Here is a 16,117-nt window from a genome sequence, read left to right on the forward strand (position 1 = left end):
GGGACAACGAAATGGCGGAAACATCGAAAACATCGAATTTTATCCGAAACATCATCGACGAGGATCTGCGGAACGGGAAGCACGCCACGGGCATTCATACCCGGTTCCCGCCCGAGCCGAACGGGTATCTCCATATCGGACACGCCAAATCCATCTGCCTCAACTTCGGCGTCGCGGAGGACTATAACGGCCTCTGCAATCTGCGCTTTGACGATACGAACCCGACGAAAGAGGATGTCGAGTACGTGGACTCCATTCAGGAGGATATCCGCTGGCTCGGCTTCTCGTGGGGAGACCGGCGGTTCTACGCGTCGGATTATTTCGAGCGCCTCTACGAGTACGCCGTCCGCCTCATCGAAAAAGGACTCGCCTATGTGGACGACCTCACGGCGGATGAGATCCGCGCCTACCGCGGCACGCTGACCGAGCCGGGCAGGGAAAGCCCGTACCGCAATCGCAGTATAGAGGAAAATACGGACCTCTTCCGGCGGATGCGGGCGGGGGAGTTCCCGGACGGGGCCCGCGTCCTGCGGGCGAAGATCGATATGGCGTCGCCGAATCTTGTCCTGCGCGACACGGTGATCTACCGCATCGCGCATGCGCATCATCATCGGACGGGAGACGCGTGGTGCATCTATCCGATGTACGACTTTGCGCATCCTCTTTCGGATGCGATCGAGGGCATCACGCATTCGCTCTGTACACTCGAGTTCGAGGAGCACCGCCCGTTCTATGACTGGCTGCTCGAGGCGCTCGGTTTTCCGGCTGAGACCCGCCCGCGCCAGATCGAGTTTGCGCGGCTGAATCTCTCGGGCGCGATTACGAGCAAGCGCAAACTGCGCCGTCTCGTGGAGGAAGGATATGTGCGCGGATGGGACGATCCGCGGATGCCGACCATCTCCGGGATGCGCCGTCGCGGGTACCCGCCCGCCGCCGTCCGCGCGTTCTGCGAGGAGATCGGCGTCGCGAAGAGCAACAGCACGGTGGACAGCGCCATGCTCGAGCATGCAGTACGCGACGAGCTCAACCGCAACGCGCCGCGCATCATGGCGGTGCTGCGTCCCGTCAGGCTCGTCCTCACGAACTACCCGGCGGGCGAGACGGAGTATCTCATGGCGGAAAACAGCCCGACACACGGTGGGCACCGCTATGTGCCGTTCGGACGGGAACTCTATATCGACGCCGAAGACTTCATGGAGGAGGCGCCGAAGAAGTTCTTCCGTCTAAAGCCCGGCGGAGAGGTGCGCCTGAAACATGCCTATATCGTCAAATGTGAGGAAGTCGTCAAGGATGCAGAGGGCCATATCCTTGAGCTGCGCTGTACCTACGACCCGGAGACGCGGAGCGGCGGCGCCACCGCGCACCGCAAGGTCAAGGGTACGATCCAATGGGTCTCGGCGCAGCATGCGCTCACGGCGGAAGTGCGCCTCTACGACAGCTTGCTGCGCAGCGCTGCGGAAGAGGAGGAGGAATCCGACGATTTCACTGCGGCGCTGAATCCGCACTCTCTCGAGATCCTCACGGACGCGAAGGTCGAGCCGAGCGTTCGCCTCACGGCGGCGGGGACGCGCTATCAGTTTCTGCGCGTCGGTTACTTTGCCGTCGACCCGGACACGACGCCGGATCACATGGTGTTCAACCGCATTGTCGGCCTGAAGGACTCGTGGAGCAAGGCGAAGTGAGTTCCCGTCGGCAATGACGATATCTTCCGTCGCAGAGAAAACGGTATGAGGAGGTTTGCCGTGGCAAAGATTCCCAAGGGGCTGTCCGATAAAGATATGATGCGGGGGCACGAAGCGGAGGAAACGCTTGCCGAGACCCTGCTGCGCAAGGAAAAAGAGGCAGAGGAGCGCGCCCGCGCGAAAGCGGAAAAAGAACCTCCCGCCGACCTTGCCCGCGCGGGGCTGACCTCCGCGCAGACTGAAGAACTTGGCCGGGCACTGACGGAACTGAAGCTGACGCTCGCACAGGAGCATGTGACGAGTTACCGGCTGAAGATACGGCGCAGCGGCCGACAGGTGATCATCACGGCGACGTGATGAGTTTCTCTGGATGAGAAGAAGGATGTGTAATGATGGAAACAGCAACGACTGCGGCGATCGTGATATTCGTCGCCGCATATGCGCTCATCATCTCCGAGAAGGTGCACCGCACCATCGTCGGCCTTTTCGGCGCGATGCTCATGATTCTCTTTGGGATACTAGACCAGGAGACGGCCGTACATCACATTGACTTCAATACGATTGGGCTGCTCATGGGCATGATGATTATCGTCAATATCACGAGCGAAACGGGGCTCTTTAACTTCCTCGCGATATGGGCCGCGCAGAAGGTAAAGGCCCGGCCCATCGCCCTCCTCGTTGTCCTCTCGACCATCACAATGGTGTGCTCGGCGCTGCTCGACAACGTGACGACGGTGCTCCTCACCGTACCTATCACGTTCAGCATCACATCGCAGCTCAAGGTCGATGTGATGCCGTATCTCATATCGCAGATTCTCGCTTCGAATATCGGCGGGACCGCAACCCTCATCGGCGATCCGCCGAATATCATGATCGGCAGCGCGGTAGGGCTGGACTTCATGGATTTTGTCGCAAATCTGACGCTCATCTCCATCCTTATCTTTATCATTGTGCAGTTTATCCTCATTGGGCTCTATCGGAAGGGCATGCACACGCAGCCGGAGCTGCAGGACAAGATCATGCGCCTGCCCGCCGACGCGCAGATCACGGATCATGCGCTCCTCAAGAAATGTCTTGCCGTTATTGCGCTGACGATCACGCTCTTCGTCCTGCACGGCAGTCTCGGCCTCGAGTCCGCGACGGTGGCGCTCTTCGGCGCGGCGCTGCTCCTCCTCATCACGGCGACGCGCGACGAGAACACGATCGTCAAGGTCCTTTCCAAAATTGAGTGGCCGGCCATCTTCTTCTTCGGCGGGCTCTTTATCCTTGTCGGCGCGCTCGTTGAGACGGGGGTGATCCGCATGCTCGCCGCGGAGGCGATCAAGGTGACGAACGGAAATGAGGATGCGACCGCGATGCTCATTCTCTGGATGAGCGCGATCGCCTCCGCGTTCATCGACAATATCCCGTTCGTTGCGACGCTCATCCCGCTGATCCAGGATATGGGCCGGATGGGCCTCGGCGATCTTACCCCGATGTGGTGGTCGCTGGCGCTCGGCGCGTGTCTCGGCGGCAACGGCACGCTCATCGGCGCGAGCGCGAACGTCGTCGTCGCGTCCATGTCGGCACAGCGCGGGCGTCCGATCTCATTCCTCGGGTTCATGAAGATCGCGTTCCCCGTGATGATCCTGACGATCATGATCTCGAGCGTGTACGTCTATCTTCGCTATCTCTGAGCAAAGTGCGCCTCTCGTGCGCGTGTTTGCGGGGCGGCTTGTATCAAGGCCTTTACGGCGGAGGTGCGGCGGCCCCGTTTTGCTGTTCCCGGATGCGGCCGCGCCCGCGGACGGCGAGGGTATTTTTTGAATAAAGATCGTGAGGAGGCGGAACGATGATCCTGCACACGGGGATGCGCACGGATATCCCGGCATTCTATACGCCGTGGCTGATCAATCGGTTGCGCGCGGGCACCGTTTCCGTACGGAATCCGTTTGACCCCGCGCAGGTGACGCGGTACCGTATCGATCCCGCGGTCGTGGATCTCATCGGGTTCTGTACGAAGAACCCCGCGCCTATGCTCCCCCATATGGAACTTCTCGCTCCGTTCGGCCAGCTTTGGCATGTGACGATCACAGCGTACGGGCGCGACGTCGAGCCGTATGTGCCGCCGTGGCGGGCGGTTGCCGCATCGTTTCGCCGGCTCTCCGAGATCGTCGGCGTGCCGCGGATCGCATGGCGCTACGACCCCGTCTTTATCAATGAAACATATACGCCGGACTTTCATCGGCGCGCATTCGCCGAGATCGCGGAGACCCTCGCGGGGACGACCGAGACGGTGATCATCAGTTTTATCACGCGTTATGCGAAGACCATGCGGAACTTTCCGGGCGTGCGCGCCGTGATGCCCGCGGATCGGATGGAACTTGGCGCGCACATCATAGAGACGGCGCGCGCGCACGGCATGACGGTCTATCCGTGCGGCGGGGGAAAAGAACTCGCCGCATGCGGCGCGGACTGCGGCGGCTGCATGACGCAGCGCATCTATGAGCGGGCGCTCGGGAGGCGCATGCGGTTCCCGCAGTATACGCGCCGGCGGAAGGAATGCGACTGTTATCTCGGCGCGGACATCGGCGTCTATGACAGCTGCGGCCATCTCTGCCGCTACTGCTATGCGACGTCTCATGAAGCGCGCATGCGGCGCAATATCCGCACGCACGACCCCATGTCGCCCTTCCTCCTCGGCCGGGCGGCGCCGGGCGATCGTGTACATACGCCGCGGCAGGAGAGCTGGCTCGACGTGCAGGAAGCGCTATTTTAGACGGTTTCATAAAAAATGCTTGCACTCTATGAAAAAACTCTGTATAATACAGAGCGTTGAAATCCTTTCCTCTTGACCTGTTAGTCGTTCGGCGAACGAGTGAAGCACTGTTTATTTGTTCAGTGTTTCGGTCGTACCTAATCTCAATGAACGCTCTCTAGTTCGGCGGATGGAGCGTCAAAAATTTTATGTTTTAAGGGAGATTGTGGAAGAATGGCTTTTGAAGACAAGACCATCGTATGCAAAGAATGCGGAAATAATTTCGTATTCACGTCAGGGGAGCAGGAGTTCTATGCGGAGAAGGGCTTCGAGAACGAGCCCGCGCGCTGCCGCGACTGCCGCGACAAGCGTCGCCGCAGCCGCGACGAAAGCAGCGGGGAACGTCAGATGTTCCATGTGGTCTGCGCCGAGTGCGGAAAGGATACGGAAGTTCCTTTCGAGCCGAAGACGGATCGTCCGGTGTACTGCCGCGACTGCTTCACTGCGAAGCGGCCCGCGCGTTTCTAAGCGTATATAAGGGGACTCAGCGTTTCCTTTGGGGGAGAGGGACTGCTGCAAGCGTATTTGCAGCGTCCCTCTTTCGTTTTATCCACATAAGGAGGTTTCCCAATGAAACTGAAAAAATTAGCGATGATCTTTACGGGCACACTTCTGAGCCTCGCTATGGTCGGCTGCGGCGGATCCGGCGATCAGGCCAAGCAGGAGGCAAAGGTGCTCCGCGTAGGCGCGACGATCGACTTTGCCCCGTTCGAGTTCCAGGACGAGGGACAGAAGGACTATCAGGGCTTCGATATGGACCTCATCCGCGCCGTCGCAAAGGAGATGGGGCGCGAGGCGGAGATCCAGAACATCGGGTTCGACGGGCTCATCCCGGCGCTGCAGGCAAAGAATATCGACGTCATCATCAGCGGCATGACGATCAACGACGAGCGCAAGGAAAAGGTCAATTTCTCCGCGCCGTACTACCAGTCGGGGCTCACGATGGTCGTGCGTTCTGATGAAGAGAACATCAAGTCGTTCAACGATCTCAAGGGACATAAGGTCGCCGTGCAGATCGGGACGACGAGCGCCAATATGGTCAAGAGCCTTGAGGGCGTTACGGTAACCGAACTGAACACGCCGGCAGACTGCTTTATGGAGCTGAAGGCGCGCGGCGTGGACGCGGTCGTCAACGATCGCCCCGTCAACGATTACTACATCAACCAGTCGCAGGCCGTCGGCGTGAAGTCGCTCTCCGATATGCTCTCGGCCGAGGAGTACGGCATCGCGATGTCGAAGGATAACCCCGACCTCCAGAAGGAGATCGACGCGGCGCTGAAGAAACTGCGCGATAACGGCGAATACGACAAGATCTATCAGAAATGGTTCGGCACGGGCAAATAACCCGGCGGATGACCATATAAAATCGGGCTGCGGCACCAATGCCTTTGGGCAAAGAGCCGCAGCCCGTTTTTATTGTAAAATACCGTATTATGCGCCTAACGCTCCATTGCGCTTACGATCACCGCCATATCCTCCGGCAGGGGCGCTTCGATGGTCAGTGATTCCCCCGTGCGCGGATGCCGTAGGGAGAGACGCGCCGAATGCAGGGCGTGGCGCGCGATTTCATCCGCGGATCCGCCGTAGAGATCGTCGCCGAGCAGGGGATACCCGAGGTGGGCGAGGTGCACGCGGATCTGATGCGTGCGCCCCGTCTCAAGGGAGAGGCGCAGCAGAGAACGCGCGCCGTCCGTCGCTTCCGTCCCATAATGTGTGCGCGCGGGCTTTCCCTCGGGCGCGACGCGGCGCAGGATAATGCTCGGCAGCACGCGCGCGATCGGGGCGTCGATTGTTCCTGCGGGCGGCGAGAGCGTTCCTTCCGCGAGCGCGAGATATTCCCGCCGCACAGCGTCGCAGTGTTTTGAAAAATAATACTGCACCTCCGGACGCTTGGCGATGAGGAGCAGTCCCGTCGTATTGCGGTCGAGACGGTGGCACGGGTGGAAGCCGCGCATATCGCCGCGCGCGGCATAGAGCCCCAGCACGGCGTTTGCAACGGTGCCGCAGCGTTCCTTTGTCGTCGGATGGACGAGCATGCCGGCAGGCTTGTTGAGGATGAGCAGATCGCTATCCTCGTAACGGATATCGAGGGGGAGCCGCTCGGCTGCGAAGGACGGGACGACGGGCAGGGCGTAGGAGAGCACGTCGCCCGAACGGACTGTGGTGCGCGCGGCAACGGCGGGGGCGCCGTTTTTGCAGAAAGTGCCGCTGTGCTTGATGCGCTTCCATAGGCCGCCGGAGATGCCGCAGTTTCGCGTGAGATACGATTTCGCGGATACCTCCGCACCCTCCGGCAGAGAGACACGCGTCTCCGTCATTCGCCCGATGCGCGGCGTGTGCGGCGCAGAGCGAAGATGAGGCGGAAGGAAACGGAAAGAATGATGGCGATGACGGTCGCGAGCGCCATGCCGCGCAGCGTGACCGTACCGAGCGTGAGACTTGCCGTCGAGACGCCGACGCCCATGACGATGGAGGTCAGCAGGAGGTTCATCGGATTGTTGTAATCCACCTTTGCCTCTACGAGGATACGGATGCCGGAGGCCGCGATGACGCCGAAGAGGAGCATTGAGACGCCGCCCATGACAGGCGTTGGGATGCTCTGGATGAGCGCCGCGAGTTTGCCGAGGCAGGAGAGCAGGATGGCAAAGACGGCGGCGCCGCCGACGACCCGTGTGGAGTAGACCTTTGTGATCGCGAGCACGCCGATGTTCTCCCCGTACGTCGTATTCGGCGTCGAACCGAAGAACCCGGAGAAGATCGTCGAGATGCCGTTGCCGAGGAGCGAGCGGTCGAGCCCCGGGTCTTTTGCGAGATTGCGCCCGACGATGTTGCCCGTCACGATGAGATGGCCGATATGCTCCACGACCACGACAATCGAGGCGGGCAGGATGATGAGAATGGCGCGCAGGTCGAATTCCGGCGTGTAGAGCGTCGGGATGGCGAACCACGGCGCGCGCTCCACATTTGAGAGATCGACGATCCCCGCGGCAAAGGCGAGCACATAGCCGAGAACGACGCCAATCAGGATGGGGATGATGGAGAGAAAGCCGCGGAATGCGACGGATGCAAAGATGGTGATCGCCAGCGTCGCGATAGAGACGAAGATGACGGTGGGATCCGTTTTGTCCCCCGTGAGTCCCGCCATACCCGCCGCGGTCGGCATGAGTTCGAGGCCGATCACCGCGACGATTGCGCCCATCGAGGCGGGTGGGAAGATCACATCGATCCAGCCCGTACCCGCCGTATGCACGAGCAGGCTTACGAGACAGAACACAGCGCCGACCACGATGAATCCGCCGAGCGCCGCCTCGTAGCCGTATTCCGAGAGGACGAGAAAGACGGGCGAGAGGAAGGCAAAGCTCGAGCCGAGATATGCGGGGATCTTTCCTTTGCACAGGATCAGATAGAACAGCGTGCCGATGCCGTTGAAGAGCAGCACCGTTGCGGGATTCACGTGGAAGAGAATCGGAACGAGCACCGTCGAGCCGAACATCGCGAAGAGATGCTGTAGGGACAGCGGGATCGTCTTGAGAAGCGGCGGGCGCTCCGTCGTATCAATCGCCTTTTGTGACATCATGGGATCACTCCGTTTCAGATGGATGATGCGAAGGGAAAAGACATACCTTTCCCAACAAAATAATCTAGCACAGAATATGCGGCTTGTCGAATTTATTTTATCATAATAAAAATCAGCCATTCCCGCTGTGAACGGCTGATCGGCATGTCGGCATACGGCGCCCGCTAAAGGCTTTGACTGGCACGCCGTTTACTCCCTGATAAGCACCTTCTCTATCTCGGCGACATACATCGTATGATAGTCGCGTTCCGGATAGTAAATGCGCGGATCCTCTTTGGGACGCGCAGCGTCGGGAGTGGAGGTAAAATATTTTTCCTCGAGCGGCTGTGCGTAAAGCTTCTTCGCGAAAATACTGAGCCGCGCTTCCTCGAAGTACGTATAGCCGTCCCGTTCCGCCGGCGTCAGGCCGCTCTTTGCAATCTTATCCTCGTCCCGCCCGGAAACGGTGCCGAAATAGTTCATCATGGGCTTCATCGACCGGTCAAAGACGGATAGCGTCATATGCGGCTGCGCATCGACAAGCTCTTTGGTGTAGCGTGTGGGGCGAATAAAAATAAACGCGACGGGACGCGCCCAGAGAACGCCGAAACCACCCCATGAGGCGGTCATGCCGTTTGTCTTTCCGCCGTTTGCAGCGCTGACCAGCAGCCAGTCCTGACCGATCAGCCGGAACACGTTATCTTTCATCTCAAGCGGATTGATTTCCTTTACGGACATGATGCGCCTCCTCGTCAATATGTTTATGCATCGGCTTTATATTATTATAGCACAGACTGTAAACCGCGCGCATTGCTGGGGAAGCAATACAAAAGCCGCCCCGACGGGACGGCTGAAAAATCGATGGTGCTCACTGAGGGATTCGAACCCCCGACCCCCTCCATGTGACGGAGATGCTCTACCAACTGAGCTAAGTGAGCGAAGATGAAAAAATCCGCAGCATTGCGGACAAAAGGAACAAAATGGTGGGGTTAACAAGATTCGAACTTGTGACCTCCTCGATGTCAACGAGACACTCTAACCAACTGAGCTATAACCCCGAGATTGCCGCTCGTCTCCAAACGACAAGACGGATTATAACAGACGAAGCGCGGATATGTCAAGCCTGAATCTATGAAAATGCTGCGGCACGGGCGCGGTCTTGTCAAAGAATGTCACGCGGAGGAGGAAAAGGAACGAAAAGCTGACGAGGGAAATCATTAAGACAAATAGAAAAGAGGACGCACTTTTACGGTCGTTATGGGGGATTGGACCCGACAGGCGTCGGGAATTTTGTATTTCGTATAAAGCATTGAACCGCATGTATATACTCCATGGGATTGCTTGTAACTTGTATTGCTATTTTTCCGATACTCTGGTATAACATGATAGGTATAATAGCCGCGTGAAGGAGGGGGATGCTGTGCTGGAGGTCGAAGGGGCGGCGTTCTCCTATGGGAACGGCGACGAGGCGGCGCATGCATTGGAAAATGTGTCGCTCTCCGTTGTGCGCGGTACGGTGCATGCGCTGATCGGGGCATCCGGCTGCGGAAAGTCGACGCTGCTCCGTCTCGCGGCGGGGCTGCTGCGTCCGATGCGGGGGACGGTGCAAGTAGACGGGGCGGAGGTAAATCCGGAGCAGCTGCGTATCGGGTTCCTCCCCCAAAACTACGGGCTGCTCCCATGGAAAACGGCGCGTGAAAATATCCTCCTCGGCGTGCGGGTCAAAGGAGCGGGAGGGCAGTCTTGGGCGGAGGCTTTCGAGGAAATCGTCTCCGATCTCGGGCTCTCCGATCTTCTTGACCGCTATCCGCGCGAGCTTTCGGGCGGGCAGCAGCAGCGTGTGGGACTTGCGCGCGTATTCCTGCTCTCTCCCGATTTCCTGCTGATGGACGAGCCGTTCTCGGCGCTCGACGCGATTACGAGGGAGTCTATGCAGGAGGTGTTCCTCTCGCTGTGGGAGAAGCATGCGGTCACGACGCTCCTCGTTACGCATTATGTTGAGGAGGCGCTCGCACTCGCGGGACGTATTTCGGTGATGGGCGGCCGTCCCAGCACGGTTGTCGAGACGTTCGAGAACCCTTTTGCAGGAAATCTCGCCTGCAGCGCGTCACGGCCGTTCTTTGAGATGGGCCGGCTCCTTCGGGCGAAGATCGCGGGGGCAAGCGCATGATGCGAAGACTTTCTCCGTGCATGTTCGCAGCCGGTATCGCGATCTGCCTCATTTTATGGGCGCTGGCGGCGCACCTGCTGAATATGCCCGTGATCCCGCCGCCCGGGCAGGTATTCGTACGGCTCGGACAAAAATTCTCAGATACGATCGCCGTGCATGCGGCGTACAGCCTCATGCGGATTGCCCTCGGGCTTTGCGCTGCCGTCGCCGTCGGCTATCCGCTCGGCGTTTTGATGGGATATTTCCCGCGGGTGAACCGCGTGCTCGCCCCCGTCCTTTACCTCGCTTATCCGATTCCGAAGATTGCGCTCCTTCCGGTCGTCATGCTGCTTTTCGGCGTGGGGGAGACGGGAAAAATTCTGCTCATCTTCCTCATCATCGTTTTTCAAGTCGTCGTTGCCGTGCGCGATGCGGTCGCGGCAATCCCTGCGGAGACGTACGATTCGCTGCGCGTGCTCGGCGCCTCGTTCGGACAGGTTGTCCGTCATATCGTTCTGCCCGCGTCGCTTCCTAAATTTATCACTGCCGTACGCATCGCGATGGCGACGGCAATCTCCGTGCTGTTTTTTACGGAAACTTTCGGCACGAAGTACGGCATCGGTTACTACATCATGGACGCGTGGCTGCGGGTCAACTATCTCGATATGTATGCGGGCATCGTCCTTCTGAGCGCGATCGGCCTTTTGCTCTTTGCGCTGCTGGATGCGGCGGAATATTTCCTCTGCCGATGGAACCGCTGAAGTCATATCTGTATACCTTTACAACATCCATCGAAAAATGGTAATATGAGCGTGGATTTTTTGCCGTGCGGACGGAATCCGTACGGCTTTTTCTGTAAAAAGGATGGTACGCAAAGATGAACGAGCTTCTCTACAGAATCCCTGCCAATACGCCGCGCGAAGAGGTGATCGCCATGCTCCGGGAGCATCCGGAGGTGCACTTCGTCTCTCTCGTGGGCATCGATATGGCCGGCAATGATACGGATGAGAAGATCCCCGTACGGATTTTCATCGAGGACATCGACAAGTTCTATAACGGAACGGCCGTGCAGACGGACGGCTCCTCCGTGGTGCTGCCGAAGATCGCGACGATCAACAACGCGAAGGTGGATCTGCCGATTGACCCCGCGGTCAACTGGTTCGTCGACTACGACCGGGAGAGTCTCGATACGGTCGGCACGCTGCGCATTCCGTCCTTTATCATTCACGAAGGCAAACGTGTGGATTCGCGTGCGGCGCTTGTAGATACGCTCGCCTATGTGAAACGGGAACTGCTCGATTTTTTTCATGCGAATCCAGAGATTTCGGGCATCCCGAGCCTCAGCGGCGCGGATATCGCGGATATCCGGTTCACATCGGCGACGGAACTGGAGTTTTGGGTCAAGACGCCGCTCGAGGACAATGACTCCATCGAGGAGATGTCCGCCTCGCAGGTGATGAACGAGCAGTACTGGGAACGCACGCACGGCGCGGTGCGCACGGCACTCGAGGAATGCCTCATCGAGCTGGATAAATACGGTTTCCACATGGAGATGGGGCACAAGGAGGTCGGCGGTCTCAAGGCTCAGATCGACGAAAACGGGAACATGACGCACGTCTGCGAGCAGATCGAGATCGACTGGCAGTACGACCACGCCGTGCAGGCGGCGGACAACGAACTCTTCGTCCGTACCATTGTGCGCGAAATCTTTCGCCTGCACCGCCTCGAGGTCAACTTCAAGGCGAAACCGCTCATCGGACTTGCGGGCAACGGCGAGCATACGCATCTGAGCATTGCGGCCGTGACGGCGGACGGCAAGATGCACAGTCTCTTTGCCGCGGACGATCAGCAGGCCAACTATATGAGCGCGGTCGGTTACGGCGCGCTCATGGGACTGCTCAAGAACTACGAGGCGATCAATCCTTTTGTGTCGGCGACGAACGACTCGTTCAACCGGCTCAAGCCGGGATTTGAGGCGCCGGTCTGCATCGTTACCTCTTTCGGCCACACGCCCGCGATTCCATCGCGCAACCGCACGGTGCTCGTCAGTCTCATCCGCGACCTCAAGAATCCGATGGCGACGCGCTTTGAACTGCGCGCGACCAATCCGTACTCGAATACCTATCTCGTCCTTGCCGCTTGCTATCTCGCCGTTCTCGACGGCATCAAGCACACGGCGGGGCGCACAGCGGAGGAACTGCTCGCCGAACTCTCCAAGCAGCCAGGCGAAGAGGGGCGCTACCTTGAGCGTGACCGCGCCTATCGGAGCGAAGAGGACGTGTTTGAGTTCTACACGCCCGAAGAGCGTGACGCACGGTTCGGCAAGCCGCCCGCGACCGTGTGGGAGAACATGCTCGGCTTTGATCTCTATCCGGAAAAGGTCGCCGTGCTGACGGCGGGCAACACGCTCCGCCCGCAGATCATCGAGTCGTTCCGCACGGGAGCGCTCCTGCGTTGGAAGATCGAACTCATCAGCCGCATCATTCCGGAGTACCGCGATCTCGTGCGCCGTATGAAGGAGATTAAGAGCGACTTCGTCACGGACCGGGATGCCTACATGTGGAACAAGATTCACGACCTGCGCATCTATCTTGCAAAGGATACCATCGACGACAAGGCGCTCTTTAGCCTGCTCATCAAGGCGCTGAACGAAGGGGACTATGCCGCAGCGTCTGCCCTCCAACTCGAGATGTACGCGAAGATTGAGGAACTTAAGGAGCTCTATGATTGCTACAAGAAAAACATGATTTAGACGTGAATCGAGATCTTGGCGCCTAGCTGTGTCATTTCGAAAAATCCTGCGGTCGACGTAGCCCTTAACTACGCCTTCCCTTGGATTTTTCTTATTCCTTGCTATGCATCCAAGCTTTCAATTCACTTAGGTATCCTACTAGAGCGGGATTTTGGAGCATCACTGTGTCATTCGGTCGGACACTGCGGTTGACGTAGGTGTTTAGACTGTTGCACGAATATATTGCGGTGCGGCAATCTTTTTGTATTTTGATGGATTCATGCCGGCCTTTTAGGGACGGCACATTGTTGCGCTATGTAACTAGTTGCGGCAGCGTACCTTTTGAGAGACAATGACGCAATTTTTATCTAAAAGGTCAAAAAATCAAAAATAATATTTGACTTTTTGACTTATAGTGATATAATAACTCCATAAAGACAAAAACGATACGTGGAGGAACACATTATGGAACAGGATAAATACACGGCCCGCACGCTCGCGGCGCTCCAATCGGCGCAGCAGATCGCGGCGATGCGGTACCATCAGGAGATCACGTCGATCCATGTGCTGCTCGCGCTGGCGAAGGAACCGGAGGGGCTGCTCGCGACGATCTTCTCCGTCTGCGGCGTTGATCTGCCGATGCTTAAGGCGCGCCTTGAAAAGGAGCTCGCCTCTATCCCCGCCGTTCGCGGAACGAACCGCCTCGGCATGGGGATGGATATGGTACGCGTGCTCGGGCGCGCCGAGGAACTGGCGCAGTCGATGAAGGACGAGTACGTCTCGACGGAGCACTTGCTGCTCGCTCTCGTCACCGACGGCAGCGACGAGGTGCAGAAGATCGCGCGCGAGTTCGGACTGACGAAGAGCAGTGTACAGGACGCGATCAAGAAGAACCGCAAGCAGAACGTGACGAGCGACAATCCCGAGGAGGGCTATCAGTCGCTCGAAAAATATGGACGCGACATGACCGCGGCGGCGCGCGCGAATAAACTCGATCCCGTCATCGGGCGCGACGAGGAGATTCGCCGTACGATAGAGATTCTCTCGCGGCGGACGAAGAACAACCCCGTGCTCATCGGCGAGCCCGGCGTCGGCAAGACGGCGATCGTCGAGGGGCTTGCCCGCCGCATCGTGGCGGGCGACGTCCCGGAGTCGCTGAAGAATAAGACGCTCTACGCGCTCGATATGGGCGCGCTCGTCGCGGGCGCGAAGTTCCGCGGCGAGTTCGAGGAACGCCTCAAGGGCGTCCTCAATGAAATCGCAAAATCCGAGGGACAGATCCTTCTCTTCATCGACGAGGTGCACACGGTCGTCGGCGCGGGTGCCGCCGAGGGCGCGATGGACGCAGGCAATCTGCTGAAGCCGCTGCTCGCGCGCGGCGAACTGCGCTGTATCGGCGCAACGACGCTCAACGAATACCGCAAGTACATCGAAAAGGACACGGCGCTCGAGCGCCGATTCCAGCCCGTTATGGTCGGCGAGCCGAGCGTGGAGGATACCATCTCCATCCTGCGCGGCCTCAAAGACCGCTACGAGGTACATCACGGCGTGCGCATCCGCGACGCGGCGCTCGTCGCTGCGGCGACGCTCTCCGACCGCTACATCTCCGACCGGTTCCTGCCGGACAAGGCAATCGACCTCGTCGACGAGGCGGCGGCAAAGCTGCGCACGGAGATCGAGTCTATGCCGGGGCCGCTCGACGAGATTTGCCGCAAGATCCTTCAGCTCGACATCGAGGAGGAAGCCCTCAAGAAGGAGTCCGACGAGGCGTCGAAGGAGAAACTCGCGCAGCTTGTCGCGGAGAAAGAGCAGCTGCACGCCGAGGAGGAAAAACTCCGCGCAAAATGGGAAAGTGAGAAGCAGTCGATCCTGCGGGTTCGCGCCATCAAGAAGGAAATGGACGAGGTGCGCGGCGAGATGGAGGCGGCGGAACGCGGTCAGAACCTCGCGCGCGCTTCTGAGCTGAAGTACGGCAAAATGCCCGAACTCGAGAAGAAACTCGAGGAAGAGGAAGCGGCAATCGCCGCGCAGGGCGAGGGCGAGCGGATGCTCAAAGAGGAGGTCGGCGAGGAGGACATCGCGCGCGTCGTCAGCCGCTGGACGGGCATCCCCGTCACGAAGATGATGACGGGCGAGCGCGAGAAGCTGCTCCGCCTTGAGGATGTGCTCCACGAGCGCGTCGTCGGGCAGAACGAAGCCGTGACCGCCGTCAGCGAGGCGATTCTACGTGCGCGCGCGGGCATCAAGGACCCGAACCGTCCCATCGGTTCGTTTATCTTCCTCGGCCCTACGGGCGTCGGCAAGACCGAACTCGCAAAGACACTCGCGGAGGCGCTCTTTGACGACGAGCGGAGCATGATCCGCATCGACATGAGCGAGTATATGGAGAAACACAGCGTCTCGCGGCTCATCGGCGCGCCTCCGGGCTATGTCGGCTACGACGAGGGCGGCCAACTCACCGAGGCGGTACGCCGCCGCCCGTACAGCGTCATCCTGCTCGACGAGATCGAGAAGGCGCACCGAGACGTGTTCAACGTCCTGCTGCAAATCCTCGACGACGGGCGGCTCACGGACGGCAAGGGACGCGTCGTGAACTTTAAGAACACCGTCATCATCATGACGAGCAATCTCGGCTCGCATGAGATTTTGAGCAAGGATTATGCGGAGGCATCGAAGGCGGTGCGCGCGCTCCTCAAGGAGTATTTCCGCCCCGAGTTCCTCAACCGCGTGGACGATACCATCGTGTTCAAGGCGCTCGCAAAGGACGATGTGAAACGCATCGCGGCCATTATGCTCGCGGCGTTCGGCAGGCGGCTTGAACGGCAGGTGGATATCGAGCTCACATGGGACGATGCCGCGCTGACTGCACTCGCCGACGAAGGCTTTGATCCCGACTTTGGCGCGCGTCCGCTGCGCCGTCTGCTCACGCACACGGTCGAGACCGCGCTCTCGAAGAAGATCATCGCGGGCGAGATCCGCGGCGGCGATACCGTTGAGATCGGTTATGACGGGAAGGAATTCACGTTTAAGAGTTTGTAAGTATATGGTTGGGGGCCGTTTCGGAAGAGACGGCCTCTTTTTAGGTGGGTTTGCATAGAGAGCGATAAAGCAAAGCGCTATAATAAATGAAAAAAGGGGGCCGCTTTACGGCGGCTTGCTTGCACAAATATGCTGCAAAAATATTTTTTGCAGCTTTTTGTCG

The 16,117-nt window shown here is 58.9% G+C and carries 13 protein-coding genes and 2 tRNA genes; 10 read left to right on the forward strand and 5 right to left on the reverse strand.

Features of this window, described 5'->3' with window-relative positions:
* Window positions 1-11 precede the first annotated feature (11 nt).
* From HMPREF9161_RS09195 to HMPREF9161_RS09220, 6 genes are all read left to right on the forward strand, one after another.
* On the forward strand, window positions 12-1,682 hold the full coding sequence (locus HMPREF9161_RS09195) for a glutamine--tRNA ligase/YqeY domain fusion protein (protein WP_009729391.1): 1,671 nt from the start codon (window positions 12-14) through the stop codon (window positions 1,680-1,682).
* Window positions 1,683-1,742: 60 nt separating this feature from the next.
* Window positions 1,743-2,039, forward strand: a complete 297-nt coding sequence (locus HMPREF9161_RS09200) for a hypothetical protein (RefSeq protein WP_009729392.1) — start codon at window positions 1,743-1,745, stop codon at window positions 2,037-2,039.
* 32 nt (window positions 2,040-2,071) lie between these two features.
* Window positions 2,072-3,358, forward strand: a complete 1,287-nt coding sequence (locus HMPREF9161_RS09205) for an ArsB/NhaD family transporter (RefSeq protein WP_009729393.1) — start codon at window positions 2,072-2,074, stop codon at window positions 3,356-3,358.
* Between the two features lie 155 nt (window positions 3,359-3,513).
* The gene (locus HMPREF9161_RS09210; RefSeq protein WP_009729394.1) at window positions 3,514-4,440 is read left to right on the forward strand and encodes a DUF1848 domain-containing protein; all 927 of its coding nucleotides are present in this window, start codon (window positions 3,514-3,516) and stop codon (window positions 4,438-4,440) included.
* Window positions 4,441-4,653: 213 nt separating this feature from the next.
* On the forward strand, window positions 4,654-4,947 hold the full coding sequence (locus HMPREF9161_RS09215; RefSeq protein WP_009729395.1) for a zinc-ribbon domain containing protein: 294 nt from the start codon (window positions 4,654-4,656) through the stop codon (window positions 4,945-4,947).
* Window positions 4,948-5,049: 102 nt separating this feature from the next.
* On the forward strand, window positions 5,050-5,823 hold the full coding sequence (locus HMPREF9161_RS09220; protein ID WP_009729396.1) for a basic amino acid ABC transporter substrate-binding protein: 774 nt from the start codon (window positions 5,050-5,052) through the stop codon (window positions 5,821-5,823).
* Between the two features lie 95 nt (window positions 5,824-5,918).
* On the opposite strand, the gene HMPREF9161_RS09225 is transcribed toward HMPREF9161_RS09220, so the two are convergent.
* The 5 genes from HMPREF9161_RS09225 to HMPREF9161_RS09245 all read right to left on the reverse strand — a co-directional run bounded on the left by HMPREF9161_RS09225 (window position 5,919) and on the right by HMPREF9161_RS09245 (window position 9,093).
* Window positions 5,919-6,797 (reverse strand): RluA family pseudouridine synthase, encoded by an 879-nt coding sequence (locus tag HMPREF9161_RS09225; RefSeq protein WP_009729397.1) that lies wholly within the window; start codon window positions 6,795-6,797, stop codon window positions 5,919-5,921.
* Window positions 6,794-8,053 (reverse strand): uracil permease, encoded by a 1,260-nt coding sequence (gene uraA / locus HMPREF9161_RS09230; protein WP_037348888.1) that lies wholly within the window; start codon window positions 8,051-8,053, stop codon window positions 6,794-6,796. Before uraA ends, HMPREF9161_RS09225 begins: the two co-directional genes overlap by 4 nt.
* A gap of 192 nt (window positions 8,054-8,245) precedes the next feature.
* On the reverse strand, window positions 8,246-8,773 hold the full coding sequence (locus HMPREF9161_RS09235; protein ID WP_009729399.1) for a flavin reductase family protein: 528 nt from the start codon (window positions 8,771-8,773) through the stop codon (window positions 8,246-8,248).
* Between the two features lie 124 nt (window positions 8,774-8,897).
* Window positions 8,898-8,973, reverse strand: a tRNA-Val gene (locus tag HMPREF9161_RS09240).
* Window positions 8,974-9,016: 43 nt separating this feature from the next.
* Window positions 9,017-9,093, reverse strand: a tRNA-Val gene (locus tag HMPREF9161_RS09245).
* A 362-nt stretch (window positions 9,094-9,455) separates the two neighbouring features.
* Here HMPREF9161_RS09245 and HMPREF9161_RS09255 point away from each other — a divergent pair.
* The 4 genes from HMPREF9161_RS09255 (at window position 9,456) to clpB (ending at window position 15,954) form a co-directional block, all read left to right on the forward strand.
* A complete protein-coding gene (locus tag HMPREF9161_RS09255) occupies window positions 9,456-10,205 on the forward strand; it encodes an ATP-binding cassette domain-containing protein (protein ID WP_009729400.1) in 750 nt (249 codons plus the stop codon).
* Entirely contained in the window at window positions 10,202-10,945 is a 744-nt protein-coding gene (locus HMPREF9161_RS09260; protein WP_009729401.1) for an ABC transporter permease, read from the forward strand. Before HMPREF9161_RS09255 ends, HMPREF9161_RS09260 begins: the two co-directional genes overlap by 4 nt.
* Before the next feature lie 116 nt (window positions 10,946-11,061).
* Complete coding sequence (locus tag HMPREF9161_RS09265) at window positions 11,062-12,936, forward strand: hypothetical protein (RefSeq protein ID WP_009729402.1); 1,875 nt, start codon at window positions 11,062-11,064, stop codon at window positions 12,934-12,936.
* A gap of 444 nt (window positions 12,937-13,380) precedes the next feature.
* Window positions 13,381-15,954, forward strand: a complete 2,574-nt coding sequence (clpB, locus tag HMPREF9161_RS09270; protein ID WP_009729403.1) for an ATP-dependent chaperone ClpB — start codon at window positions 13,381-13,383, stop codon at window positions 15,952-15,954.
* The last annotated feature ends 163 nt before the right edge of the window (window positions 15,955-16,117 follow it).

The sequence above is a fragment of the Selenomonas sp. F0473 genome (assembly GCF_000315545.1).
Taxonomy (GTDB): domain Bacteria; phylum Bacillota; class Negativicutes; order Selenomonadales; family Selenomonadaceae; genus Centipeda.

Excerpts from the sequence above, each read along its gene's own strand:
- HMPREF9161_RS09195 (WP_009729391.1), top strand. The coding sequence starts at position 12 with ATGGCGGAAACATCGAAAACATCGAATTTTATCCGAAACATCATCGAC.
- HMPREF9161_RS09205 (WP_009729393.1), top strand. The coding sequence starts at position 2,072 with ATGATGGAAACAGCAACGACTGCGGCGATCGTGATATTCGTCGCCGCA.
- HMPREF9161_RS09210 (WP_009729394.1), top strand. The coding sequence starts at position 3,514 with ATGATCCTGCACACGGGGATGCGCACGGATATCCCGGCATTCTATACG.
- HMPREF9161_RS09215 (WP_009729395.1), top strand. The coding sequence starts at position 4,654 with ATGGCTTTTGAAGACAAGACCATCGTATGCAAAGAATGCGGAAATAAT.
- HMPREF9161_RS09220 (WP_009729396.1), top strand. The coding sequence starts at position 5,050 with ATGAAACTGAAAAAATTAGCGATGATCTTTACGGGCACACTTCTGAGC.
- HMPREF9161_RS09225 (WP_009729397.1), bottom strand. The coding sequence starts at position 6,797 with ATGACGGAGACGCGTGTCTCTCTGCCGGAGGGTGCGGAGGTATCCGCG.
- uraA (WP_037348888.1), bottom strand. The coding sequence starts at position 8,053 with ATGTCACAAAAGGCGATTGATACGACGGAGCGCCCGCCGCTTCTCAAG.
- HMPREF9161_RS09235 (WP_009729399.1), bottom strand. The coding sequence starts at position 8,773 with ATGTCCGTAAAGGAAATCAATCCGCTTGAGATGAAAGATAACGTGTTC.
- HMPREF9161_RS09260 (WP_009729401.1), top strand. The coding sequence starts at position 10,202 with ATGATGCGAAGACTTTCTCCGTGCATGTTCGCAGCCGGTATCGCGATC.
- HMPREF9161_RS09265 (WP_009729402.1), top strand. The coding sequence starts at position 11,062 with ATGAACGAGCTTCTCTACAGAATCCCTGCCAATACGCCGCGCGAAGAG.
- clpB (WP_009729403.1), top strand. The coding sequence starts at position 13,381 with ATGGAACAGGATAAATACACGGCCCGCACGCTCGCGGCGCTCCAATCG.